Origin of the sequence: Pseudomonas turukhanskensis, assembly GCF_027922365.1 — a bacterium.
Classification (GTDB): domain Bacteria; phylum Pseudomonadota; class Gammaproteobacteria; order Pseudomonadales; family Pseudomonadaceae; genus Aquipseudomonas; species Aquipseudomonas turukhanskensis.
Genome location: NZ_BSFN01000006.1, coordinates 76,071 through 99,538 on the forward strand (window position 1 = coordinate 76,071; position 23,468 = coordinate 99,538).

The 23,468-nt window shown below is 59.6% G+C and carries 18 protein-coding genes and 4 tRNA genes; 19 read left to right on the forward strand and 3 right to left on the reverse strand.

The genetic code is table 11. The annotated features are described in order from the left end of the window. Nucleotides 1-271 precede the first annotated feature (271 nt). The 14 genes from PKE98_RS12395 to PKE98_RS12460 all read left to right on the forward strand — a co-directional run bounded on the left by PKE98_RS12395 (nt 272) and on the right by PKE98_RS12460 (nt 13,910). Complete coding sequence (locus PKE98_RS12395; protein ID WP_271195603.1) at nt 272-1,492, forward strand: aspartate aminotransferase family protein; 1,221 nt, start codon at nt 272-274, stop codon at nt 1,490-1,492. Nucleotides 1,493-1,593: 101 nt separating this feature from the next. Further along, on the forward strand, nt 1,594-2,607 hold the full coding sequence (gene aruF, locus PKE98_RS12400) for an arginine/ornithine succinyltransferase subunit alpha (RefSeq protein WP_271195604.1): 1,014 nt from the start codon (nt 1,594-1,596) through the stop codon (nt 2,605-2,607). Nucleotides 2,608-2,618: 11 nt separating this feature from the next. Further along, a complete protein-coding gene (gene aruG, locus PKE98_RS12405; RefSeq protein ID WP_271195605.1) occupies nt 2,619-3,650 on the forward strand; it encodes an arginine N-succinyltransferase in 1,032 nt (343 codons plus the stop codon). Beyond that, on the forward strand, nt 3,647-5,110 hold the full coding sequence (astD, locus tag PKE98_RS12410; protein ID WP_271195606.1) for a succinylglutamate-semialdehyde dehydrogenase: 1,464 nt from the start codon (nt 3,647-3,649) through the stop codon (nt 5,108-5,110). Before aruG ends, astD begins: the two co-directional genes overlap by 4 nt. Then, on the forward strand, nt 5,107-6,474 hold the full coding sequence (gene astB / locus PKE98_RS12415) for an N-succinylarginine dihydrolase (protein WP_271195607.1): 1,368 nt from the start codon (nt 5,107-5,109) through the stop codon (nt 6,472-6,474). Before astD ends, astB begins: the two co-directional genes overlap by 4 nt. A gap of 13 nt (nt 6,475-6,487) precedes the next feature. Beyond that, complete coding sequence (locus PKE98_RS12420; protein ID WP_271195800.1) at nt 6,488-6,775, forward strand: topoisomerase II; 288 nt, start codon at nt 6,488-6,490, stop codon at nt 6,773-6,775. A 31-nt stretch (nt 6,776-6,806) separates the two neighbouring features. Further along, on the forward strand, nt 6,807-7,826 hold the full coding sequence (gene astE / locus PKE98_RS12425) for a succinylglutamate desuccinylase (RefSeq protein WP_271195608.1): 1,020 nt from the start codon (nt 6,807-6,809) through the stop codon (nt 7,824-7,826). 80 nt (nt 7,827-7,906) lie between these two features. After that, entirely contained in the window at nt 7,907-8,908 is a 1,002-nt protein-coding gene (gene ltaE, locus PKE98_RS12430) for a low-specificity L-threonine aldolase (RefSeq protein WP_271195609.1), read from the forward strand. A gap of 167 nt (nt 8,909-9,075) precedes the next feature. Beyond that, the gene (gene alaS, locus PKE98_RS12435) at nt 9,076-11,700 is read left to right on the forward strand and encodes an alanine--tRNA ligase (protein WP_271195610.1); all 2,625 of its coding nucleotides are present in this window, start codon (nt 9,076-9,078) and stop codon (nt 11,698-11,700) included. A gap of 87 nt (nt 11,701-11,787) precedes the next feature. Beyond that, nucleotides 11,788-13,023, forward strand: a complete 1,236-nt coding sequence (locus tag PKE98_RS12440; protein ID WP_271195611.1) for an aspartate kinase — start codon at nt 11,788-11,790, stop codon at nt 13,021-13,023. A gap of 195 nt (nt 13,024-13,218) precedes the next feature. Continuing rightward, nucleotides 13,219-13,404 (forward strand): carbon storage regulator CsrA, encoded by a 186-nt coding sequence (csrA, locus tag PKE98_RS12445; RefSeq protein WP_003283978.1) that lies wholly within the window; start codon nt 13,219-13,221, stop codon nt 13,402-13,404. 61 nt (nt 13,405-13,465) lie between these two features. After that, nucleotides 13,466-13,556: transfer RNA gene (locus PKE98_RS12450), tRNA-Ser, on the forward strand. A gap of 106 nt (nt 13,557-13,662) precedes the next feature. Next, nucleotides 13,663-13,739 (forward strand) — tRNA-Arg (locus tag PKE98_RS12455). A 94-nt stretch (nt 13,740-13,833) separates the two neighbouring features. Further along, a tRNA-Arg gene (locus tag PKE98_RS12460) sits at nt 13,834-13,910 on the forward strand. A 41-nt stretch (nt 13,911-13,951) separates the two neighbouring features. Here PKE98_RS12460 and bamE read toward each other — a convergent pair. Further along, the gene (gene bamE / locus PKE98_RS12465) at nt 13,952-14,440 is read right to left on the reverse strand and encodes an outer membrane protein assembly factor BamE domain-containing protein (RefSeq protein ID WP_271195613.1); all 489 of its coding nucleotides are present in this window, start codon (nt 14,438-14,440) and stop codon (nt 13,952-13,954) included. A gap of 318 nt (nt 14,441-14,758) precedes the next feature. On the opposite strand from bamE, the gene mgtE reads away from it, so the two are divergent. Next, nucleotides 14,759-16,201: a magnesium transporter gene (mgtE, locus tag PKE98_RS12470; RefSeq protein WP_271195614.1), complete on the forward strand. Its 1,443-nt coding sequence runs from the start codon at nt 14,759-14,761 to the stop codon at nt 16,199-16,201. Between the two features lie 88 nt (nt 16,202-16,289). Here mgtE and PKE98_RS12475 read toward each other — a convergent pair whose 3' ends face one another. Beyond that, nucleotides 16,290-16,616, reverse strand: coding sequence for an Arc family DNA-binding protein (locus PKE98_RS12475; protein ID WP_110617953.1), 327 nt, complete (start codon nt 16,614-16,616; stop codon nt 16,290-16,292). A 404-nt stretch (nt 16,617-17,020) separates the two neighbouring features. On the opposite strand from PKE98_RS12475, the gene phnN reads away from it, so the two are divergent. Then, nucleotides 17,021-17,575: a phosphonate metabolism protein/1,5-bisphosphokinase (PRPP-forming) PhnN gene (gene phnN, locus PKE98_RS12480; RefSeq protein ID WP_271195615.1), complete on the forward strand. Its 555-nt coding sequence runs from the start codon at nt 17,021-17,023 to the stop codon at nt 17,573-17,575. On the opposite strand, the gene PKE98_RS12485 is transcribed toward phnN, so the two are convergent. Then, nucleotides 17,572-18,045, reverse strand: a complete 474-nt coding sequence (locus PKE98_RS12485; protein ID WP_271195616.1) for an Lrp/AsnC family transcriptional regulator — start codon at nt 18,043-18,045, stop codon at nt 17,572-17,574. The genes phnN and PKE98_RS12485 overlap by 4 nt on opposite strands. A gap of 200 nt (nt 18,046-18,245) precedes the next feature. Between PKE98_RS12485 and PKE98_RS12490 the strand changes: the two genes are divergently transcribed. The 3 genes from PKE98_RS12490 to PKE98_RS12500 all read left to right on the forward strand — a co-directional run bounded on the left by PKE98_RS12490 (nt 18,246) and on the right by PKE98_RS12500 (nt 23,434). Beyond that, the gene (locus tag PKE98_RS12490; protein ID WP_271195617.1) at nt 18,246-21,731 is read left to right on the forward strand and encodes an indolepyruvate ferredoxin oxidoreductase family protein; all 3,486 of its coding nucleotides are present in this window, start codon (nt 18,246-18,248) and stop codon (nt 21,729-21,731) included. A 133-nt stretch (nt 21,732-21,864) separates the two neighbouring features. Next, nucleotides 21,865-21,939, forward strand: a tRNA-Arg gene (locus PKE98_RS12495). 253 nt (nt 21,940-22,192) lie between these two features. Further along, the gene (locus PKE98_RS12500; protein WP_271195801.1) at nt 22,193-23,434 is read left to right on the forward strand and encodes a glutamine synthetase family protein; all 1,242 of its coding nucleotides are present in this window, start codon (nt 22,193-22,195) and stop codon (nt 23,432-23,434) included. The last annotated feature ends 34 nt before the right edge of the window (nt 23,435-23,468 follow it).

The following is a 23,468-nucleotide window of genomic DNA, read 5'->3' on the forward strand; positions in this document are numbered from 1 at the left end:
CTGCGGCGATATTCGCCCTACGCCCATGAGCATTCAAAACGCATTTTTAACGCTGTAGCAGCGGCGCGCAGCTGATCGTTGGTCATCCTGGCAACAGCGTTTAGACTGCGCCTTCGCGACACCTTCTGTCGCGTTTATGAAAGCCTCGAAAATTCGCGGGTTGGCGCTATAAGAAGTTGTCGCATGCCGACAATGCCCTCCCCAAATCAGTCCCTACAATTCATTCCAACGCCGACCTGTGGGGTCGGCGGTCCTTGTCAGGAGAGCTTCGATGTCCGTTGAGCAAGTGCAGGTACAGCGCGCCGATTTCGATCAGGTGATGGTTCCCAACTACGCCCCGGCAGCCTTTATTCCGGTGCGCGGCGAGGGTTCCCGAGTCTGGGATCAGAGCGGCCGAGAGCTGATCGACTTTGCTGGCGGCATCGCGGTGAATTCCCTGGGCCATGCCCACCCGGCACTGGTAAAAGCACTCACTGAACAAGCCAACCAGATCTGGCATGTGTCCAACGTGTTCACCAACGAGCCGGCCCTGCGCCTGGCGCACAAGCTGGTGGATGCCACCTTCGCCGAGCGCGTGTTCCTCGCCAACTCCGGCGCCGAGGCCAACGAGGCCGCCTTCAAGCTGGCCCGTCGGTATGCCAACGATGTGTATGGTGCCGAGAAATTCGAAATCATCGCCGCCACCAACAGCTTCCACGGTCGCACCCTGTTCACCGTAACAGTGGGCGGTCAGCCGAAGTATTCCGATGGTTTTGGGCCGAAGATCGAGGGCGTGACCCACGTACCGTTCAACGACCTGGCCGCCATGAAAGCCGCCATCTCGGACAAAACCTGCGCCGTGGTGCTGGAGCCTATTCAGGGCGAGGGCGGCATTCTGCCGGCTGACCAGGCGTATCTGCAGGGCGTGCGTGAACTGTGTGATGCACACAACGCGCTGCTGGTATTCGACGAAGTGCAGAGCGGCATGGGCCGCAGCGGCGAGCTGTTTGCCTATATGAACTACGGTGTGACGCCGGACATCCTCACCAGCGCGAAAAGCCTGGGCGGCGGTTTCCCAATTGGCGCCATGCTCACCACCACCGAAATCGCCGCGCACCTGGCGGTGGGCGTGCACGGCACCACCTACGGCGGCAACCCGCTGGCCTGTGCCGTGGCCGGTGCCGTGGTCGACGTGATCAACACCCCTGAAGTGCTCAATGGCGTAAAAGCCAAACACGAGCGCTTCAGAACACGACTTGAAGCGATTGCTGCCAAGTACGGCATCTTCACCGAAGTGCGTGGCCTGGGCCTATTGATCGGTGCGGCCCTGAGCGATGCCTGGAAAGGCAAAGCGCGCGACGTGCTCAACGCCGCCGAAAAAGAATGCGTGATGGTGCTGCAAGCCGGTCCCGACGTGGTGCGTTTCGCCCCAAGTCTGGTGATTCCGGATGCGGACATCGACGAAGGCCTCGACCGCTTCGAGCGCGCCGTGGCCAAGCTTACCCAAGCCTGACGGCTACAACGGAACGCTGAGGTCTCTCCCGCGCTGGCGGGAGAGGTTGGTGTCCCCAGCGTTCTGCTTTCATTTCAAAAGAGAATTTAAGGAGTAACACCATGCTGGTGATGCGCCCTGCGCAAATGGCTGACTTGGCTGACGTGCAACGTCTGGCTGCGGACAGCCCGGTTGGTGTTACTTCGCTGCCGGACGATGCCGGTCGGCTGGGCGACAAGATCGCTGCGTCCGAAGCCTCGTTTGCCGCGGAAGTAAGCTTTAACGGTGAAGAGAGCTATTTCTTCGTGCTGGAAGACACCGACACCGGCCGCCTGGTCGGCTGCTCCGGGGTGGTGGCTTCGGCCGGGTATTCCGAGCCGTTCTACAGCTTCCGTAACGAAACCTTTGTGCACGCCTCGCGCTCGCTGTCGATCCACAACAAGATCCACGTGCTGTCGCTGTGTCACGACCTGACGGGCAATAGCCTGCTTACCAGCTTCTACGTCGAACAACCGCTGGTGGATTCGCCGTGGGCCGAACTCAATTCCCGTGGTCGCCTGTTGTTTGTGGCCAGCCACCCGGAGCGCTTTGCCGATGCGGTGGTGGTGGAAATTGTTGGCCACAGCGACGAGCAGGGCGATTCGCCGTTTTGGGATGCCGTGGGCCGCAACTTCTTCGACCTCAATTACGCCGAAGCCGAGCGCTTGTGCGGCCTGAAAAGCCGCACCTTCCTCGCCGAGCTGATGCCCCATTACCCGATCTATGTGCCGCTGCTGCCGGACGCCGCCCAGGAAGCCATGGGCCAGGTGCACCCGCGTGCGCAGATCACCTTCGATATTCTGATGCGCGAAGGTTTTGAAACCGACCATTACATCGACATCTTCGACGGCGGCCCGACCCTGCATGCGCGCACCTCGGGCATTCGCTCGATTGCGCAGAGCCGAGTGGTGCCCGCGCGGGTCGGCGAGCCGGGCAAGGGTCGCCTTTATCTAGTTGCCAACGGCCAGTTGCAGGATTTCCGCGCCGTGGTGGTTGAACTGGATTGGGTGCCGGGCAAGCCGGTGAACCTGAGTGCTGATGTTGCTGAGGCCTTGGGCGTCGGTGAGGGCGCAAGCGTGCGCCTGGTTGCGGTTTAAGAGGAATAGCCATGATCGTTCGTCCCGTGCGCAGTGCCGACTTGCCTGCCCTGATCAACCTGGCCCGCAGTACCGGCGCTGGCTTGACTACTTTGCCCGCCAATGAAGAGCGCCTGGCCCACCGTGTGGGTTGGGCCGAAAAGGCCTTTCGCGGCGAAGCCACCCGTGCCGATGCCGACTACCTGTTTGTGCTCGAAGACGATAACGGCGAGGTGGTGGGTATTTCCGCCGTTGCTGGCGCTGTTGGCCTTCGTGAGCCTTGGTACAACTACCGCGTGGGGCTCACGGTAAGTGCCTCGCAGGAGCTGGATATTTACCGCGAAATTCCGACACTGTTTCTGGCCAACGACCTGACCGGCAACTCGGAACTGTGCTCGCTATTTTTAAAGGCCGACCACCGTACGGGCCTTAATGGCCGCTTGTTGTCGAAGGCGCGTTTTCTGTTTATCGCCGAATTCCCGCAGTTGTTCGGCAACAAGATCATTGCCGAAATGCGCGGCATGTCTGACGAGGCGGGGCGTTCGCCGTTCTGGGAAAGCCTGGGCCGGCACTTCTTCAAAATGGAGTTCTCCCGCGCCGACTACCTTACTGGCGTGGGCAACAAGGCGTTTATCGCCGAGCTGATGCCCAAGTTTCCGCTGTACACCTGCTTTCTCTCAGAAGAGGCGCGCAACATCATCGGTCGCGTGCACCCCGATACCGAGCCAGCCTTGAACATGCTCAAGGCCGAAGGTTTCAGCTACCAGGGCTACGTCGATATTTTCGACGCCGGCCCAGCCATCGAAGCCGAAACCAACAAGATTCGCGCGGTGCGTGATAGCCAGGCACTGGTGCTGGCCATTGGCACTCCGGGCGACGATGCCACCACCTTCCTGATGCATAACCGCAAGCGTGAGGAATGCCGCATTACTGCCGCGCCGGCACGCTTGGCGGCGGGCACGCTGGTGGTGGATCAGGCCACGGCCAAACGTCTGCAATTGAAAGCCGGTGATCAGGTGCGTGCTGTGCCGCTGGCGGTGGAAAACAAGGAGCTGAACCGATGAGCAGCCATTACATCGCAGGCGCCTGGCAAGCCGGTGCCGGTGAAGCCCTGGAATCGCTGAACCCGGTGACCCAGGCCGTGGTGTGGAGCGCCAACGCCGCCACCGCCGCCCAGGTGGATGCCGCTGTGCAGGCCGCCCGTGAGGCATTTCCCGCCTGGGCCCGGTTGTCGCTGGATGAGCGCATTGCGGTGCTTGAGCGCTTCGCCGCCACACTGAAAACCCGCAGCGACGAACTGGCCCGTACTATCGGTGAAGAAACCGGCAAGCCGCTGTGGGAATCGGCCACCGAAGTCACCAGCATGGTCAACAAGGTGGCCATCTCGGTGCAGAGCTACCGCGAGCGCACCGGCGAGAAGAGCGGCCCGCTGGCCGACGCCACCGCCGTGCTGCGCCACAAGCCCCACGGCGTGGTGGCGGTGTTTGGTCCGTATAACTTCCCCGGGCACCTGCCCAACGGTCATATCGTGCCGGCATTGCTGGCCGGGAACGCGGTGGTGTTCAAGCCGAGTGAATTGACGCCCAAGGTCGCCGAGCTGACGGTGCAGTGCTGGATTGAAGCCGGCCTGCCAGCTGGCGTGCTGAACCTGGTGCAGGGTGGTCGTGACACGGGCGTGGCGCTGGCGGCCCATGGCGGTATCGATGGGCTGTTCTTCACCGGCTCCAGTCGTACCGGTAACTTGCTGCACCAACAATTCGCCGGGCGCCCGGACAAGATTCTGGCCCTGGAAATGGGCGGCAATAACCCGCTGGTGGTGGAGGAGGTGAAAGACCTCGACGCAGCGGTGTACACCATTATTCAGTCGGCGTTTATTTCCGCTGGTCAGCGCTGCACCTGCGCGCGCCGCCTGCTGGTGCCGCAGGGCGAGTGGGGCGATGCCTTGCTGGCGCGCCTGGTGGCCGTGGCCGCGACCATTCAGGTAGGCGCGTTCGACGCGCAGCCTGCGCCCTTTATGGGCTCGGTGATTTCTCTGGATGCGGCGCGCCATCTGCTCAAGGCGCAGGCGCATTTGCTCAGCACGGGGGCTACGGCGTTGCTGGCGATGAGTCAGCCGCTGGAAAACGCCGCGTTGCTGACTCCCGGCATTCTCGACGTAACGGCCGTGGCCGAGCGCCCGGACGAAGAGTTCTTCGGGCCGCTGCTGCAGGTGATTCGCTACGCCGACTTCGCCGCCGCCATCCGCGAGGCCAACAACACCCAGTACGGCCTGGCCGCAGGTTTGCTGTCGGATTCGGCCGAGCGATATCAGCAGTTCTGGCTGGAAAGCCGCGCCGGCATCGTCAACTGGAACAAGCAACTGACCGGCGCTGCCAGCTCGGCACCGTTCGGCGGCGTGGGCGCCTCGGGCAACCACCGCGCCAGTGCCTATTACGCAGCTGATTATTGCGCCTACCCCGTTGCCTCGCTGGAAAGCGAGAGCCTGAGCCTGCCTGCAACCCTGACACCGGGAGTCAGTCTGTGAGCGTCACTACCTCTAGCAACAACGCCTATGAAGTGAACTTCGACGGCCTGGTTGGCCCCACCCATAACTATGGCGGGCTGTCGTATGGCAACGTTGCCTCGCAAGGCAACAGCCAGCAGGTGTCCAACCCGCAAGAGGCCGCCAAGCAAGGCCTGGCGAAGATGAAGGCGTTGATGGAGATGGGCTTCAAGCAGGGCGTGCTCGCTCCGCAAGAACGCCCGGACGTTGCCGCGCTGCGCCGTATCGGCTTTACCGGCAGTGATGCCGAGGTAATTGCCCGAGCCGCCAAAGAGGCGATGCCCTTATTGGTTGCCAGTTGCTCGGCATCCAGCATGTGGACCGCCAACGCTTGCACGGTGAGCCCCAGCGCCGACACTCGTGATGGGAAGGTGCATTTCACCGCAGCCAACCTCAACTGCAAGTTTCACCGCAGTCTGGAGCACCCGACCACCAGCCGCATTCTGGGGGCGATGTTTGCCGACCCGACGCACTTCGCTCACCACGCCGCCTTGCCTGCCGTCGCCCAGTTCGGCGATGAGGGCGCGGCCAACCACACCCGGTTCTGCAAAGACTACGGTGATGCGGGTGTGGAGTTTTTCGTGTTCGGCCGCAGCGCCTTCGACGCGCGTTTCCCCGGCCCGCAGCGCTATCCGGCGCGCCAGACGCTGGAGGCCAGCCAGGCGGTCGCCCGCTTGCATGGCCTTGACGATTCCGGCGTGGTGTACGCCCAGCAGAACCCGGCGGTAATCGACCAGGGCGTATTCCATAACGACGTGATCGCGGTCGGCAACGGCGAAGTGCTGTTCTATCACCAGGACGCGTTCCTGGAGACCGATAAAGTGCTGGCCGAATTGCATGACAAGCTCAGCCGCCGTGGTGGCCGCCTGCAAGCGGTGTGCGTACCGCGCGATGCTGTGAGCGTTGAAGACGCTGTGCATTCATACCTGTTCAACAGCCAACTGCTGTCGCGCGCTGATGGCAGCATGTTGTTGATCGTGCCGGAGGAGTGCCGCAACAACGAGCGTGTGTGGCAGTACTTGTCGCGTTTGACTGCAGACGACGGACCGATCCGAGAGGTGAAAGTGTTCGATCTTAAGCAGAGTATGCAAAACGGCGGCGGCCCGGCGTGTTTACGATTGCGCGTGGCGCTCAAAGAGCCCGAACTGAACGCGGTCAACAGCGGTGTGATCATGACGCCATCCCTGTTCGACACCCTTAATCTGTGGGTCGACAAGCATTACCGCGACCGTATGGCCGAGAGCGATCTGGCTGACCCGCAACTGCTCGTCGAATGCCGTTCGGCATTGGATGAGCTGACCCAGATCCTTAAACTAGGCTCTGTGTACCCCTTCCAGCTTAATTGAGAGTGTTTTGACCATGTCCGATAGCCTGCAACTTATCCTCGAAGATACCGACGGCACCCAGCTGGAAACCTCCTGCACCCGCTTTGCCGTGATCTGGCAAGGCAAGGAAGTGTGGATTCAGCAAGACGGCCGTGGCCAGTTGATCATCGGCGTGGACGTGGAAGAGGGCGACGAGGAGTACGCCAATCTGCTGTTGCGCCCGCTGGCAACCAACCTAGTGAGCCTGGAACTGGAAATGGAGCCGGCCGGCGTATTGGATGACGAAGACGACCATGTGCATGGTCCGGACTGCAATCACTGATACCTGCATTCACTAAGACGGAACTTATCTGATGCTAGCCCTCGGCAAATTGCTGGAACTGACCCTGGTAGGCCGCGAGCCGGCCGCCAAGATTCAGCTGACGCCCGAGGGCGCGCGGCTGCGCTGGCTGGCCGAGGGTGCATTGGAAATCACCCCGCCGGCGGGGTTGGACAGCGGCCTTGATTTGCTCCTGTCTGCCGGTATTCACGGCAACGAAACCGCTCCGATCGAACTGCTCGACCGCCTGCTGCACGGCATTGCCCGTGGTGAGCTAAAACCGCGGGCGCGCATTCTGTTTCTATTCGGTAACCCTGAGGCTATGCGCAAGGGCGAGCGTTATGTCGAGCAGGATATCAATCGCCTGTTCAACGGCCGGCACGAGCAAAGCAGTGGTTTTGAAGCGCTGCGTGCCTGTGAGCTGGAACGCTTGAGCGCGACTTTTTTCAATCAGGCCCCGGCCGATGTGCCGAGGCAGCGTCTGCATTACGACCTGCATACCGCCATCCGTGGTTCGAAAATCGAGCAGTTCGCGCTTTATCCGTGGCGCGAGGGCTGCAGGCACTCGGCGCTGGAACTGGCTCGCCTGAAGGCCGCTGGCGTGGCTGCGGTACTGTTGCAAAGCAAGGCCTCGATCACCTTCAGTGCCTACACCTATGCGCAGTTAAACGCCGAGGCGTTCACGCTGGAGTTGGGTAAGGCTCGGGCGTTTGGCCAGAACGATGGCATTAACCTGGAGATGTTGGAAGCGCGCCTCAAGTGCCTGATCGAGAACACCGAGCCGGCGCTTGAGCCCGACAACCTTGACGGCCTGCAACTGTTTGCCGTGGCCCGGGAAATCATCAAGCACAGCGACTCCTTTCACCTGAACCTGCCCGCCGATATCGAAAACTTCAGCGAACTGCCGATAGGCTATCTGTTGGCCGAAGATATCGCCGGCATGCGCTGGGTGGTGGAAGAAAAGGGGACGCGGATTATCTTCCCCAATCCCAAGGTGAAAAACGGCCTGCGTGCCGGCATTCTCGTGGTGCCCACCAGCGCCGCTGCGCTTTAGTCGCTATTTAGTCGTAGAGCCTCTTGCCGCTCTCGGGCGGCTGCTTTAGGGTCGTGGGTCCGCCGTGAAGGAGACCTGTAATGCCCGTTATCGATTTGCGTAGCGACACCGTCACCCAACCCACTGCTGGTATGCGCGAGGCCATGTTGCGGGCCCCCGTGGGCGACGACGTGTACGGCGAGGACCCCACGGTTATCCGCCTTCAAGCGTACCTGGCGCAGCAATTGGGCTTTGCCCAGGGGCTGTTCGTGCCCAGCGGCACCATGAGCAACCTGCTCGGCCTAATGGCGCACTGCGAGCGTGGCGACGAGTACATCGTTGGCCAAGAAGCGCACACCTATAAATACGAAGGCGGCGGCGCGGCCGTGCTGGGCTCGATTCAGCCGCAACCTTTGCAGGTAGAAGCTGATGGTTCGCTGGACCTCGCGCGAGTTGCCGCCGCGATCAAACCGGACGATTTCCACTTCGCCCGCACTCGTCTGCTGGCATTGGAAAACACCATGCAGAGCAAAGTGCTGCCGCTTAGCTACCTGGCTGAAGCCCGCAAGTTGACGAAGGCCCATGGTTTGCAACTGCATCTGGACGGCGCGCGCCTGTACAACGCAGCAGTGAAACAAGGCGTGGCGCCGAGGGAAATTACCCAGTATTTCGACTCGGTATCGGTATGCCTGTCCAAGGGGCTGGGTGCGCCGATTGGCTCGGTGCTGCTGGGCAGCGAGCAGTTGATCGGCAAGGCGCGGCGGCTGCGCAAGATGGTCGGCGGCGGGATGCGGCAGGCCGGTATTCTGGCGGCGGCGGGCCTGTATGCGCTGGAACATCAGGTGGAGCGTCTGGCCGATGACCATGCCAATGCGGCGGCCTTGGCCTCTGGTTTGCTGGAGCTGGGCTACAGCGTAGAGCCGGTTCAGACCAATATGGTTTATGTGCAGATGGCTGAGCGGGCGCCTGCGCTGAAGGCGTTTCTGGCTGAGCGTGGCATTACCATTTCGGCTTCCGAGCGTTTACGTCTAGTGACGCACCTGGATGTCAGTCGAGCCGATATCGAGCAAGTGATTGAAGCGTTTAAGGCGTTTGCCGGATAACCGGCGTAAAAAACTGCTGGAAAACTGCCCTAACTATCAAACAATGACACTATACCGTGGGCCGCGGGCCGATATAATGCGGCCCTTTGCCGGCCTAAAAGCGGTAGCCATTAGCCCTATCGCGCGCTGTACCTAATTAGATCGCCGCCTTTCCCGTGGAAAAATTTATGAAAAGCGCAGAAATCCGTGAAGCCTTCCTCCGCTTCTTCGAAGAACAGGGTCATACCCGTGTTGCTTCCAGTTCGTTGATTCCGGGCAATGACCCGACGCTGCTATTCACCAACGCCGGCATGAACCAGTTCAAGGACTGCTTCCTCGGCCAGGAAAAACGCGCCTACACCCGTGCCGTCAGCAGCCAGAAGTGCGTACGGGCCGGCGGCAAGCACAACGACTTGGAAAACGTCGGTTACACCGCACGTCACCACACCTTCTTCGAAATGCTGGGCAATTTCAGCTTCGGCGACTACTTCAAGCGCGACGCGATCAATTACGCTTGGCAATTTTTGACCTCGGAAAAGTGGCTTAACCTGCCCAAGGAAAAACTTTGGGTGACGGTGTATGCCAGCGACGACGAGGCGTACGACATCTGGACCAAGGAAGTCGGCGTGCCGGCTGAGCGCATGGTCCGTATTGGCGACAACAAAGGCGCGCCTTACGCGTCCGACAACTTCTGGACCATGGGCGACACCGGCCCATGCGGCCCTTGCACCGAGATTTTCTTCGACCACGGCGCTGATATTTGGGGCGGCCCACCCGGCTCGCCAGAAGAAGACGGCGATCGCTACATCGAGATCTGGAACAACGTTTTCATGCAGTTCAACCGCACTGCCGATGGCGTGTTGCATCCGTTGCCGGCGCCGTCGGTAGACACCGGCATGGGCCTGGAGCGCATCAGTGCCGTGCTGCAACACGTGCATTCGAACTATGAAATCGACCTGTTTCAAAGCCTGCTGGCCGCTTGCGCCAAGGCCATTGGCTGCAGCAACGACGATCAGCCTTCGCTGAAAGTGGTGGCTGACCATATCCGTTCCTGCGGTTTTCTGATCGCCGACGGCGTAACGCCGTCTAACGAAGGCCGCGGCTACGTGCTGCGTCGCATCATTCGCCGCGCTTGCCGTCACGGTAACAAGCTGGGCGCCAAGGGTAGCTTCTTCTACCAAATTGTTGCCGCCTTGGTAGCCGAAATGGGCGAAGCGTTCCCGGAGCTGAAACAGCAGCAGGCGCATATCGAGCGCGTGCTGAAAACCGAAGAAGAGCAGTTCGCCAAAACCCTGGAGCAGGGGCTGAAGATTCTCGAGCAGGATCTGGCCGAGCTCAAAGGCACCGTGATTCCGGGCGAAGTGATTTTCAAGCTGTACGACACCTTCGGTTTCCCGATGGACCTCACCGGCGATATCGCCCGTGAACGTGAGCTGACCCTGGACGAAGCCGGCTTCGAGCGCGAAATGGAGGCCCAGCGTGTGCGCGCTCGCTCGGCAAGCTCGTTCGCAATGGACTACAACAGTCTCGTCAAAGTCGACAGCGAAACCGTATTCCTCGGCTACAAGGCCACCAGCGGAAGCGCTAAGGTGCTGGCCCTGTTTAAGGCCGGGCAAGCAGTCGACGCCCTGGCTGCGGGCGAGGAGGGCGTTGTGGTTCTCGACCAGACGCCGTTCTACGCCGAGTCTGGTGGCCAGATTGGCGACTGTGGGTTCCTGCAGGCATCTGGTGTGCGCTTCGATGTACGTGACACCACCAAAGCCGGCGGCGCGTTTTTGCATCATGGTTTGGTGACCGAAGGCAGCTTGAATGTTGGCGCCGCGGTAGAGGCCACGGTTGAGGCGGATGTGCGCAAAGCCACTTCGCTGAACCACTCGGCTACTCACTTGCTGCACGCCGCTCTGCGTCAGGTATTGGGCGAGCATGTGCAGCAGAAGGGCTCTCTGGTGGATAGCCAGCGTCTGCGCTTCGACTTCAGCCACTTCGAGGCCATCAAGCCCGAGCAGATCAAGGCGCTGGAAGACATCGTCAACGCCGAAATTCGCAAGAACACCGCAGTTGAAACCGAAGAAACCGATATCGAAACCGCCAAGAACAAAGGCGCCATGGCGCTGTTTGGCGAGAAGTACGGCGACAACGTGCGCGTATTGAGCATGGGCGGTAGCTTCTCGGTTGAGCTGTGCGGCGGTATTCACGCCGAGCGCACCGGCGATATCGCGCTGTTCAAAATCATCAGTGAAGGCGGCGTGGCCGCTGGCGTGCGTCGTATCGAAGCAGTCACTGGCGCTGCGGCGCTGGCCTACTTGAATGGCGCGGAAGAACAGCTGAAAGAAGCGGCGGTGCTGGTCAAAGGTAACCGTGACAACCTTCTGGACAAGTTGGGTGGTCTGGTCGAGCGCAACCGCCAGCTGGAAAAAGAACTGGAGCAACTCAAAGCCAAGGCCGCCAGCGCGGCCGGTGATGACCTCTCCGGTTCGGCAGTAGATGTGAAAGGCGTGAAGGTACTCGCCCATCGTCTGGATGGTTTGGATGGCAAAGCGCTGCTGGCGCTGGTCGACCAACTGAAGAACAAGCTCGGCCGCGCAGTGATCCTGCTTGGCGGGGTGAGCGATGACAAAGTTGTGCTGGTCGCAGGCGTTACCCAAGACCTGACCGCGCAGCTCAAGGCTGGTGATTTGATGAAGCAGGCCGCCCAGGCGGTTGGCGGCAAGGGCGGTGGTCGCCCGGACATGGCGCAGGGTGGCGGCGTTGACGCCGGCGCACTGGATGCCGCGCTGGCACTGACCGCGCCCTTCGTCGAACAGGGCCTATAACGCTCGGCTCATGTTGCCGCCTGCCGCCCAGCAGGTGTTGGCAACGGGTCGAGGCGATTGATTAATGAGGGGCTGAGGCAGCTGCAAATGGCTTTGATCGTACAGAAGTTTGGGGGCACCTCCGTCGGCACCGTCGAGCGTATCGAGCAGGTGGCCGAGAAGGTCAAGAAATTCCACGAGGCCGGCAATGAGCTGGTGATCGTGTTGTCGGCCATGAGCGGGGAAACCAACCGCCTGATCGACCTGGCCAAGCAAATTAGCGAGCAACCGGTTCCGCGCGAGCTGGATGTGATGGTGTCCACGGGTGAGCAGGTGACCATTGCTCTGTTGGCCATGGCGCTGATTAAACGCGGTGTGCCGGCGGTGTCTTACACCGGCAACCAGGTTCGCATTCTTACCGACAGCGCGCACAACAAGGCGCGCATTCTGCAGATCGACGATCAGAAGATTCGCACCGATCTCAAAGCCGGTCGTGTAGTGGTTGTGGCAGGTTTTCAGGGTGTGGACGAGCAGGGCAACATCACCACGCTAGGCCGCGGCGGCTCCGACACCACGGGTGTGGCGCTGGCGGCAGCATTGAAGGCAGATGAATGCCAGATTTATACCGACGTGGATGGTGTCTATACCACGGACCCGCGCGTAGTGCCCCAGGCACGCCGCCTGGACAAGATCACCTTCGAAGAAATGCTGGAAATGGCCAGCCTGGGTTCCAAGGTGTTGCAGATTCGCTCGGTGGAATTTGCCGGCAAGTACAACGTCCCGCTGCGCGTGCTGCACAGCTTCCAAGAGGGTCCGGGCACCCTTATTACTATTGATGAAGAGGAATCCATGGAACAGCCGATCATCTCCGGCATCGCCTTCAACCGCGACGAAGCCAAGCTGACCATCCGTGGCGTGCCGGATACCCCCGGTGTAGCCTTCAAAATTCTCGGCCCGATCAGCGCTGCGAACATTGAAGTGGACATGATCGTGCAGAATGTCGCGCACGATAACACCACCGACTTCACCTTCACCGTGCACCGCAACGACTACCAGAACGCCCAGCAAGTGCTGGAGCAGACCGCGCGCGAGATCAATGCGCGTGAAGTCAGTGGTGACCTGAAGATTGCCAAGGTATCGATCGTTGGCGTCGGCATGCGTTCCCACGCCGGCGTTGCCAGCCGCATGTTTGAGGCACTGGCCAAGGAAAGCATTAATATCCAGATGATCTCGACCTCGGAAATCAAGGTGTCGGTGGTGATCGAAGAGAAATACCTTGAGCTGGCAGTGCGTGCACTGCACACGGCTTTTGAGCTGGACGCCCCGGCACGGCAGGGCGAATAAGCGATTATTCGAGAGGCGCGGTTGATTCCGCGCCTTTTGTCTTTTTGGCAGGGTAGGTTGAACTTTCTTTCTGCCTACACTAGTCAATACTTGGGTGACGGCAGCGGCGTAGGTTGATATGCACCGCTGCCGTCACCATTTTAATTTTGCAGACTGTCTAGTTGTCCTGAACTGAAATCCGTAAGGAGAAAGGGAATGCTGATTCTGACTCGCCGGGTCGGAGAGACCCTGATGGTTGGTGACGATGTCACTGTCACCGTGTTGGGCGTTAAAGGTAATCAGGTGCGAATTGGCGTAAATGCGCCGAAGGAAGTCGCTGTGCACCGTGAGGAAATTTACCAGCGCATCCAGAAAGAGAAGGACCAAGAACCAAGCCACTAATTTTTATCAATTTTTGGCTTTGCAAACGGGGAAAACATGGATATCATGCGCCCCGTGTTGCGGAGAGGTGGCCGAGTGGCCGAAGGCGCTCCCCTGCTAAGGGAGTACACCTCAAAAGGGTGTCGGGGGTTCGAATCCCCCCTTCTCCGCCATTAATTTCAACGAAATTGATGTTCTAGGGTTTTACGCTAAGTCGTTGAAATTACTGGAAAAATTGATTGACGATCAATTTCGAAGCTTTATAATTTGCTCCACAATGCACTCATAGCTCAGCTGGATAGAGTACTCGGCTACGAACCGAGCGGTCGGAGGTTCGAATCCTCCTGAGTGCACCATTTAAATAGCCTCATTTGTTGCTAAAACAAGTAGGCAGTTTAAGTCAGAGATGTAGCATCAGAGTCTCTGAACAGTAGTTAAAAGTTGTACTTTGCACTCATAGCTCAGCTGGATAGAGTACTCGGCTACGAACCGAGCGGTCGGAGGTTCGAATCCTCCTGAGTGCACCATATTTAAAGGGCCTGCAGAAATGCAGGCCCTTTTTTATTGCCTACGGTTTTACACAATCGTCGCCATCAAAACTCACGCTGCGCTTTCGGCCGCTTTGCTTGTCCACGTAGCTGTAACGCACTTTGCCATTCTGGCTGCTGATTGCGTCGGGTTTGCCCAGCATGCTTTCGACGTCGGCTCGCGTCATTCCGCTTCGCACTTCCTTGTTGATCATTGCTTTGCGTCGGGCACTGGCGGTGACCTGATTGCCGCAGCCGTCCTGGCGTTCTGCGGTGCCGGATATGGAGTAGAGCGGTTTGTTAGCGATCCCTTTATTAGCCGTTTTTTCTGGCGTCTTGACTGCTGGTGGAACAGTGCCGGGCAGTGGGTTGTCTGCAGTCTGCAAAAGCAATTGCTGGTCGCCAGGGCAGCCGAGATGGGTAAAAGTGATGTGGCCGTGGTGGTCCTCGCACCGGTGCACAGTGGCGGCGAACAGTGCGAAAGGGGATAGGGATATAGCGGCGGCTAGCAGGAGAGGGGATAAGCGCATGAACGTGTCCTCCGTGACGGTTGGAGGATCACCCTACGCCTGTTTTTTATTCGAGCTGGCGTGCCTCAAGCGCTTTCCAATACGTCGTACACATGATTCAGAATAATCCTAGCTTTGTGGCGCAAGCGCTTGTTCTTGCCTAGATTTTGTCGCATGCAAAGCCTTGGAGCAGTGGTATCATTTGCCGGTCAGCCTCGCCGAGGCTTATGGATTGCCATCATGGACTTACCCAGTAGTAGCTCAAAACCTCGCTTTACCAATCAAGAATTGACTGATTGATCCCTTTGGCGCGCTCTGCCGCTGGGGGTGGAGTGTGCTATGACAGAAGTAGAAGCAAAAAAGCCGCAAGAAAGCCTGCAGGACCGACTCGCACAAGTCGTTGAGCTGCTGCATCGGCACAGGCTGGTCGAAGACCTGACGCACCGTCAGGAAGGCCAGCATCAGGAGCGGGTTGAAAGCCTGGTCCACCGGCAGAACCTCGTCGAGTTGCAACGCAAGCTTGACGACCTCCACTCCGCCGACGTTGCCCACATTCTCGAAGCATTACCGCTCGATGACCGTCTGACCGTATGGCAGTTGGTCAAAGCCGAGCGCGACGGCGACATCCTGCTCGAAGTATCTGACTCGGTGCGAGAAACACTGATCGCCGACATGGACGATCACGAGATTCTTGCTGCCGCCAAGGACATGGACGCAGACGAACTCGCCGACCTTGCGCCCGAACTGCCGCGCGATGTGGTTCACGAGCTGATGGAAACCCTCGACGCGCAACAACGCGAGCGCGTGCGTTCGGCGTTGTCCTACGAGGAGGATCAGGTCGGGGCACTGATGGACTTCGAGATGGTCACCATCCGCGAAGATGTCAGCCTGGAAGTCGTGTTGCGCTATCTGCGTCGGTTGAAAGAGCTGCCCGGCCACACCGACAAGCTCTTCGTGGTCGATTACGATGGCGTCCTCAAAGGCGTGCTGCCGATCAAGCGCCTTTTGGTAAATGATCCGGACAAGCAGGTGGCTGAGGTAATGGCCGATGATCCGGTAAGTTTTCATCCGGACGAAGATGCCTACGACGCCGCGCAAGCGTTTGAGCGTTATGACTTGATTTCCGCGCCTGTTGTCGACAAGAACGGCAAGCTGATCGGCCGTCTGACCATCGACGAAATGGTCGACTTGATTCGTGAAGAAAGCGAAACCGAAGTGTTGAATATGGCGGGTCTGCGCGAGGAGGAAGATATCTTCGCCTCGGTGTGGAAATCGCTACGTAACCGCTGGGCCTGGCTGGCCGTCAACCTTATTACCGCGTTCATTGCGTCGCGGGTTATCGGGCTATTCGAAGGCTCCATCGAGAAGCTGGTAGCGCTGGCGGCGTTGATGCCGATCGTGGCGGGCATCGGCGGCAACTCGGGTAATCAGACGATCACCATGATCGTGCGCGCGATGGCGCTGGACCAGGTAAGCACCGGCAATACCTCGCGACTGATGCGCAAGGAATTGGCGGTGTCGCTGTTCAATGGCGTGGTCTGGGGCGGGGTGATCGGCGTAGTTGCTTACATGCTCTATGGCAGTTGGTCGCTGGGCATTGTGATGACAGCGGCCATGACGCTGAACCTCTTGTTGGCAGCGTTAATGGGCGTGCTGATTCCCATGACGCTCACTCGCCTGGGGCGCGATCCGGCGCTGGGTTCCAGTGTGATGATCACAGCCGTAACCGACAGTGGCGGCTTCTTTATTTTCCTCGGCCTGGCGACATTGTTCCTGCTGTAAGCCAGCTTTAACCAAGCTGCCAGACATAAAAAAACCGCCAACTTGGCGGTTTTTTTATCGAAGCTAGTCAGTGAAGCATCGGGCCGACTTAGGCCTCTTCTGCATTCATCTCGGCATCGTGGGCGATCAGAGAAACCAAAGCGTTTTGCTGACGACGGGACAGTTGGCGAAACCGTTGCAGCAGCTCGCGCTCATGCAACGAAAGTTCCGGTCTATCCAGGCGCATGCTCAGGTCTTCGTCCAACGAGCCTTCCTGGAGCATGCTCTGTTCCAGACGAGCGATGATCTCGGAGTTCATGCTGCGGTGATGATTACGAGCCACATCCGCGATGCGCTCGCGCATGCCATCGGGTAAGCGAACGACGAACTTGTCAGCCGTACGGCTGGAATAAATAGCCTGTTTCATAGGGCGCATACATTTAAACCGGTTAGTTCAGGGAAGCGATGCTGGCACTTGGCTGCATGATTGTCACCGGTTTGACCATCATTAGCACTAGCCGTTCAACGGGGAGTGAAGAAACCCCTGTTGACTTAGCAGTCACTGCATCAGTTATTTGACGCCAAATCTGTGTCACATTTTGAACTGACTAAAGGCTTTGTGCCAGCACCAACTGTCGAAAATGCGCGCCACTTGTCAAAGTCGATTAATTTGGTACTCGCGTGCTGCGTAGTAAAGCCGATGTTCTGCCTGGTGTCACAGGTGCAAGGCTGCAGATTAGAGCGGTTTCACCATTTTGTTCGTCACCATTTGGTGACGTTCAGGCAAGATTGCCGCCCGATGGCGCGCCAGGCTGCGCAGTGGTCTTGAGGTATTAGTAGATGGGCACACTGATTTATCTGATCGGGCCGTCCGGCTCAGGCAAAGACAGCCTGCTGCAGGCTGCGCGCCCGGCCCTTGAGGCTCAAGGCTGCCATATCGTGCGGCGCGTGATAACGCGTTCGGCCGAAGCGGTGGGCGAGGAGGCCGAAGCTGTGAGTCCCGAACAATTTGACCGTATGGAAGCGGTGGGCGCCTTTGCCATGAGCTGGCGCGCCAATGGCTTGGCTTACGGTATACCTGTGCAGATAAATGACTGGCTGGCGGCCGGGCACGATGTGTTGGTCAATGGCTCACGTGCCTACCTGCCCGAGGCGCGGCGCCGCTATCCCAATATGCTGGCGATTCTGCTCATGGTCGACCCCGCCGTACTGCGCCAGCGTCTGCTGGCGCGCGGGCGGGAGTCCGTGGCGGAAATCGACGCGCGCCTGGCGCGCAACGGGCAGTTTCAGCCCGAAGGTGATGAGGATCAGTCCCTACATCTACTGGACAACTCTTCGCACTTCGAGCGCACCGTTGCCGAGCTGCTCGATCTGATCGCGCAACAGCGCCGCTAAACCAGATCCAGCGGCAGCTCGGTGGTGCGCTTCACCTCGCTCATCGCGATATTTGAATGCGCCTCCAGCACATGGGGGCGCTGCAGAAGTTGGTCGCGCAAAAAGCGCTCGTAGCTGGCGATGTCCTTGGCCACCACCTTGAGCAGGTAATCCGAGCCTCCGGCCATGGTGAAGCACTCCAGCACCTGCGGATAACCCACAATCGCCTCCTCGAACTCGGTGAGGTTGTTGCGCCCGTGGGCCGAGAGTTTGATGTTGACGAACACCGTGATGGAAAAACCAAGCAACGTGGGGTTTAGCAGGGCCACCTTGCGCTCGATCAGTCCTTCTTCTTGCATGCGATGAATGCGTCGCCAGCACGGTGACTGCGACAGTTCGACCTTCTCTGCAACTTCAGCCGCCGACAAATCAGCATTGTGTTGCAGCAAGCGAAGAATCTTCCGATCGATAGGGCTAAGAGGGTTCTGCATGACTCATTCCCGATTGTTCTTTTTATTGGATAGTTCATGCACAAGAGTGGCGTGAAGGCTCGCAAATAGAAAGAAAAAAGCTGAACCGTCCAGTCATATTCTTAGCCATACGTTTAGGGCAGTGATCCTGCTCGAAACAAGCAAGGGGGGCGTTCACCGTCGCCGCCCAGGTCGCCATAAAAATAAAAGGAGCGCCCGCTATGTCACTGGCCGAGATCCGCCTGGATGACAAGTACCGACTCGCAACCGGTCATCTCTACCTCACCGGCACCCAGGCGCTTACCCGTCTGCCGATGCTGCAAAAACAGCGCGACAGTGCCCATGGCCTGAACACCGCCTGCTTTATTTCCGGCTATCGCGGCTCGCCCCTGGGCAATCTCGACAAGAGCCTGTGGGAAGCCAAAACCTTTTTGCAAGACAACCACATTCACTTCCAGCCTGGCGTCAACGAAGAGTTGGCCGCCACGGCCGTGTGGGGCAGTCAGCAAACCAGCCTGTTTCCCGGCGCGCGCTACGACGGCGTGTTCGCCATGTGGTACGGCAAAGGGCCGGGTGTAGACCGCTGTGGGGACGTCTTCAAACACGGCAACTCCGCCGGCGTTTCGGCCCATGGCGGCGTTCTGCTGCTGGCCGGCGATGACCATGGCTGCAAGTCTTCTAGTATCGCCAACCAGAGCGAGCATGCGTTTATCGCCGCCTCGATTCCGGTGCTTAACCCGGCCAACGTTCAGGAAATTCTGGACTACGGCATTCTTGGCTGGGAGCTGTCGCGCTACAGCGGTTGCTGGGTGGCGCTGAAGACCATCGCCGAAAACGTCGACTCCTCCGCCGTGGTCGACGTCGATCCCTTGCGCGTCAGTGTGCAGGTGCCGAGCGATTTCCAACTGCCCGAAGACGGCGTGCATATCCGCTGGCCAGACCCGCCCCTGGTGCAGGAAAAACGCCTGAACACCTACAAGATCTACGCCGCTCGTGCTTTTGCTCTGGCGAACAATCTCAACCAGGTGAAGCTCGATTCGCCTAATCCGCGGCTGGGCATTATCACCACCGGCAAGTCGTATCTGGACGTGCGCCAAGCGCTTGTTGATCTCGGCCTGGACGACGACCTTTGCGCGCAAGTGGGACTGCGGGTTCTCAAAGTCGGCATGAGCTGGCCGCTGGAGCCGGTTTCCGTGCATGAATTTGCCCAGGGCCTGGACGAGATCCTGGTGGTAGAGGAGAAGCGCAGCATCATCGAGGACCAGCTCACCGGGCAGCTCTACAACTGGCCGGTGGATAAACGCCCGCGGGTGGTCGGCGAGTTTGACGAAGAGGGCGTGTCGCTGCTGCCAAACCTCAGCGAACTGACACCGGCAATGATTGCCCGCGCCATTGCCAAGCGCCTGGCGCCGATCTATTCCAGCGAGCAAATCGAGTCGCGCCTGGCTTTTCTGGCCGCCAAGGAAAAAGCCCTGGCCGCGCCTAAACACACGACCGTGCGCACTCCGCATTTCTGCTCCGGCTGCCCGCACAACACCTCTACCAAAGTGCCAGAGGGCAGCCGCGCGCAAGGCGGAATCGGCTGCCATTACATGACGCAATGGATGGACCGTAACACCGACACCTTTACCCAAATGGGTGGTGAGGGCGCCACGTGGATCGGTCAGGCACCCTTTACCGACACCCCGCATATCTTCCAGAACCTCGGCGACGGCACCTATTTTCACTCCGGCCAATTGGCGCTGCGTGCGGCGGTCGCTGCCGGGGTGAATATCACCTACAAGATTCTCTATAACGACGCCGTGGCCATGACCGGCGGCCAGCCCATTGACGGTGAACTGCGCGTTGATCAACTGAGCCAGCAAGTGTTTGCCGAAGGCGTTAAACGTATTGCGCTGGTTTCCGACGAGCCAGACAAGTACCCAAGCCGCGCCGGCTTTGCCCCGATTGTCACGTTCCACCACCGCCGCGAACTGGATGCGGTGCAACGTGAACTGCGCGAGTTCAAAGGCACGTCGGTGATCATCTATGACCAGACCTGCGCCACGGAAAAACGTCGGCGGCGTAAACGCGGCAAGTTGGTCGATCCGGCCAAGCGCGCGTTTATCAATTCTGCAGTGTGCGAAGGCTGCGGCGATTGCAGTGTGAAATCCAATTGCCTGTCGGTGCTGCCGCTGGAAACGGCGCAAGGGCGCAAACGGGAAATCGACCAGAATTCCTGCAACAAGGATTTCACTTGCGTCGATGGCTTTTGCCCGAGCTTTGTCACGGTGCACGGCGGCCGTCTGCGTCAACCCGAAGCCTTGGGCCATGGTGCCGACTTTCCGTCACTGCCTGAGCCCGTACAACCTACATTGGAGCGGCCCTATAACATTCTGCTGCCCGGCGTTGGTGGCAGCGGGGTGACCACTGTTGGCGCCTTGCTCGGCATGGCGGCGCATCTTGAAGGCAAAGGGTGCAGCGTGCTCGACCAAGCCGGCTTGGCGCAGAAATTCGGCCCGGTGATTACCCATATCCGCATCGCCGCTGCGCAGGACGATATCTACGCGGTGCGCATCGCCGCTGGCGAAACCGATCTGCTGTTGGGCTGCGATCTGGTGGTGGCGGCCAGCGAAGAAGCCTTGGCCAAACTCAACGAGCAAATCGCCCATGCGGTCGTGAACAGTCACGAAGCAGCGACGGCCGAGTTCACCCGCAACCCCAACGCCGAGTTTCCCGGCGCAGCCATGCAACAGGCCATCGTCGAAGCGGTGGGGGCAAGCAAAACCCATTTTGTCGAAGCGACCGAACTGGCCACCGGCTTGATGGGCGATAGCATCGCCACCAACCTGTTTATGCTCGGCTTCGCCTACCAACAGGGCTTGGTGCCGGTGAGTGCAGAAGCGATCAACCAGGCCATCGAGTTAAACTCGGTGGCGGTGGCGCTCAATCAGCAGGCGTTTCTGTGGGGCCGTCGCGCGGCGTTTGCGCCTGAAGCCGTGGCCAAGTTGGCAAAACCCGATGCGGCCGCGCACTTGGCTGACAAGGAGCAAACCCTTGAACAACGCATCGAGCGCAATGCCGCCACGCTGCGTGAGTATCAGAACGATGCCTACGCCGAGCGCTACCTGAAGCTGCTCAACCGCGTTCGCGAAGCCGAGGTGCGTGTGTTCCCCGGCCAGCCGTTGGCGCTGACTGAAGCGGTGGCGTTCAACTACTTCAAGCTGCTGGCCTACAAGGACGAATACGAAGTCGCGCGCCTCTACAGCAACGGCGAATTCAACCGGCAACTCACTGCGCAATTCGAAGGCGATTATCGGCTGCAGTTTCACCTGGCGCCGTCATGGCTGAGTAAGCGTGACCCGCGTACCGGCGAGTTGCGCAAACGCAGCTTCGGGCCCTGGATGTTGCAGGCATTCGCGCTGCTGGCCCGGTTTAAATTCCTGCGCGGCACTCGGCTGGATCCGTTTGGCTACAGCCATGAGCGTCTTCTGGAGCGGGAGTTGATTACCGCGTACGAAGGCGATGTGGAGTTGATCGTGCAGCGCCTGAGCGACGCCAAACGCCACAGTGCCTTGGCGCTGGCGCGAGTGCCGGAACGTATTCGCGGTTACGGCCACGTCAAGGATCAGGCATTGCTGGCCGTCACCCATCAGGCCGAAGAGCTGCGTCGTACGTTGCGTGACGAGAGCAACGCACCGTCCACGCTGTACGTGGCGGCTGCCTGATCGCAGCACGGCTCACGCGGTCGCCATTCGCCCACGGCGACCGCGTTTTTTTGCGCCGGGCAAACACATGACAAAAACGCTGCTCGCCGTTAACATGCCGCCCGGTCGGAAGCGTTGCCGGCTCTGCGTGTCTGTCTCCTTAGTTCAATGGATAGAATAAGCCCCTCCTAAGGGCTAGATGCTGGTTCGACTCCAGCAGGGGACGCCATCTCCATCCGCGCTTTTCCTTCTCGCCATTTCTGCTGCCAGCACCGGCGGCGGTTTATCTGTGTGCGCTGCTTGAAATCCTGAACACCTGATGCGTATTTTGTACGCGCCTGCGCTAGCGTGCGGACAGGCTCTAACAAGGACAACAAGTGATGAGTACAGATGGCCCCAGTTCCTATGCCGACCAGTTGGCCGGCATCGACGAAATTGAATGCGTAACCCCTGACCTCAACGGTGTGCCTCGCGGCAAAGTGATGACGGCCGCCGGCTTTCTGGAGGGTCGCCGGCTGCAGCTGGCGCGAGGTGTGTTGTTGCAATGCATTATGGGCGGCTACCCGCCGGCGCCGTTCTATGGCGGGGACGATGGCGACCTGGCATTGGTCGCCGAGCCTACGCAAATTCACCGTCTGCCCTGGAGCGACGTGCCGCGCGCGTTGGCCATCTGCGATGCCGATGAGTTCGATGGCAGCAGCTCGGGATTGTCGACCCGCGGTCTGCTCAAGCGCGTGCTGGCCCAGTACAGCGCCCGTGGTCTGGCGCCGGTGGTGGCGACCGAACTGGAGTTTTTTGTGTTTGCGCCGAACCCGGATCCGCAGCGGCCGTTCCAGCCGCCGCTGGGCCTGGATGGTCGCCGCGAAGATGGCTGCTCGGCGTTTGGCGTGTCGTCCAACAACGGTCTGCGCCCGTTCTTCAATGAGGTGTATCGCTGCATGGCGGCCCTGGGCCTGCCGCGCGATACCTTTATGCATGAGATGGGCGTGAGTCAGTTCGAGATCAACCTGCTGCACGGCGATGCGCTGTTGCTGGCCGATCAGACGTTCCTGTTCAAGCACATGCTCAAGGAGGTAGCGCTCAAGCACGGCGTAACCGTGGTTTGCATGGCCAAGCCATTGGCTCACACGCCGGGCAGCTCGATGCACATTCACCAAAGCGTGGTGGAGCAGGGTAGCGGGCGGAATATTTTCAGCGACGAACAGGGTGAGGCGACGCCGGCGTTCTATCAATTTATTGGCGGGCAGCAGGCTGCCATGGCGGATTTCACCTTACTGTTTGCGCCCAACGTGAATTCGTATCAGCGCCTGTTCCATCCCTACGCATCGCCCAACAATGCCTGTTGGTCGCATGACAACCGTGCGGCGGGCCTGCGCATTCCAGCCAGTTCGCCAGCGGCGCGGCGGGTGGAAAACCGCTTGCCCGGTGCCGACGCCAACCCTTATCTGGCGCTGGCTGCCAGCTTGGCAGCAGGCTTGTATGGCATTGAGCAGGAACTGCAACCGACAGACGCCATCCAAGGCGAATTCGACGTGCCGGATGCCTTGCGGTTACCGTCTACGATGCAGGCCGCAATTGACCGCCTGCAGCGCAGCGACCTAGCGCGCGAGATGTTCGGCAACGAGTTCATTGACGGCTACATTGCTACTAAGACGATGGAGCTCACCAGCTTCTTCGATGAAATCACCCCTTGGGAGCGTCGTGTGTTGGCGGCCCAAGCCTAAGCGTTACCCGCCAGGCCATTGGGCCTGGCACTCA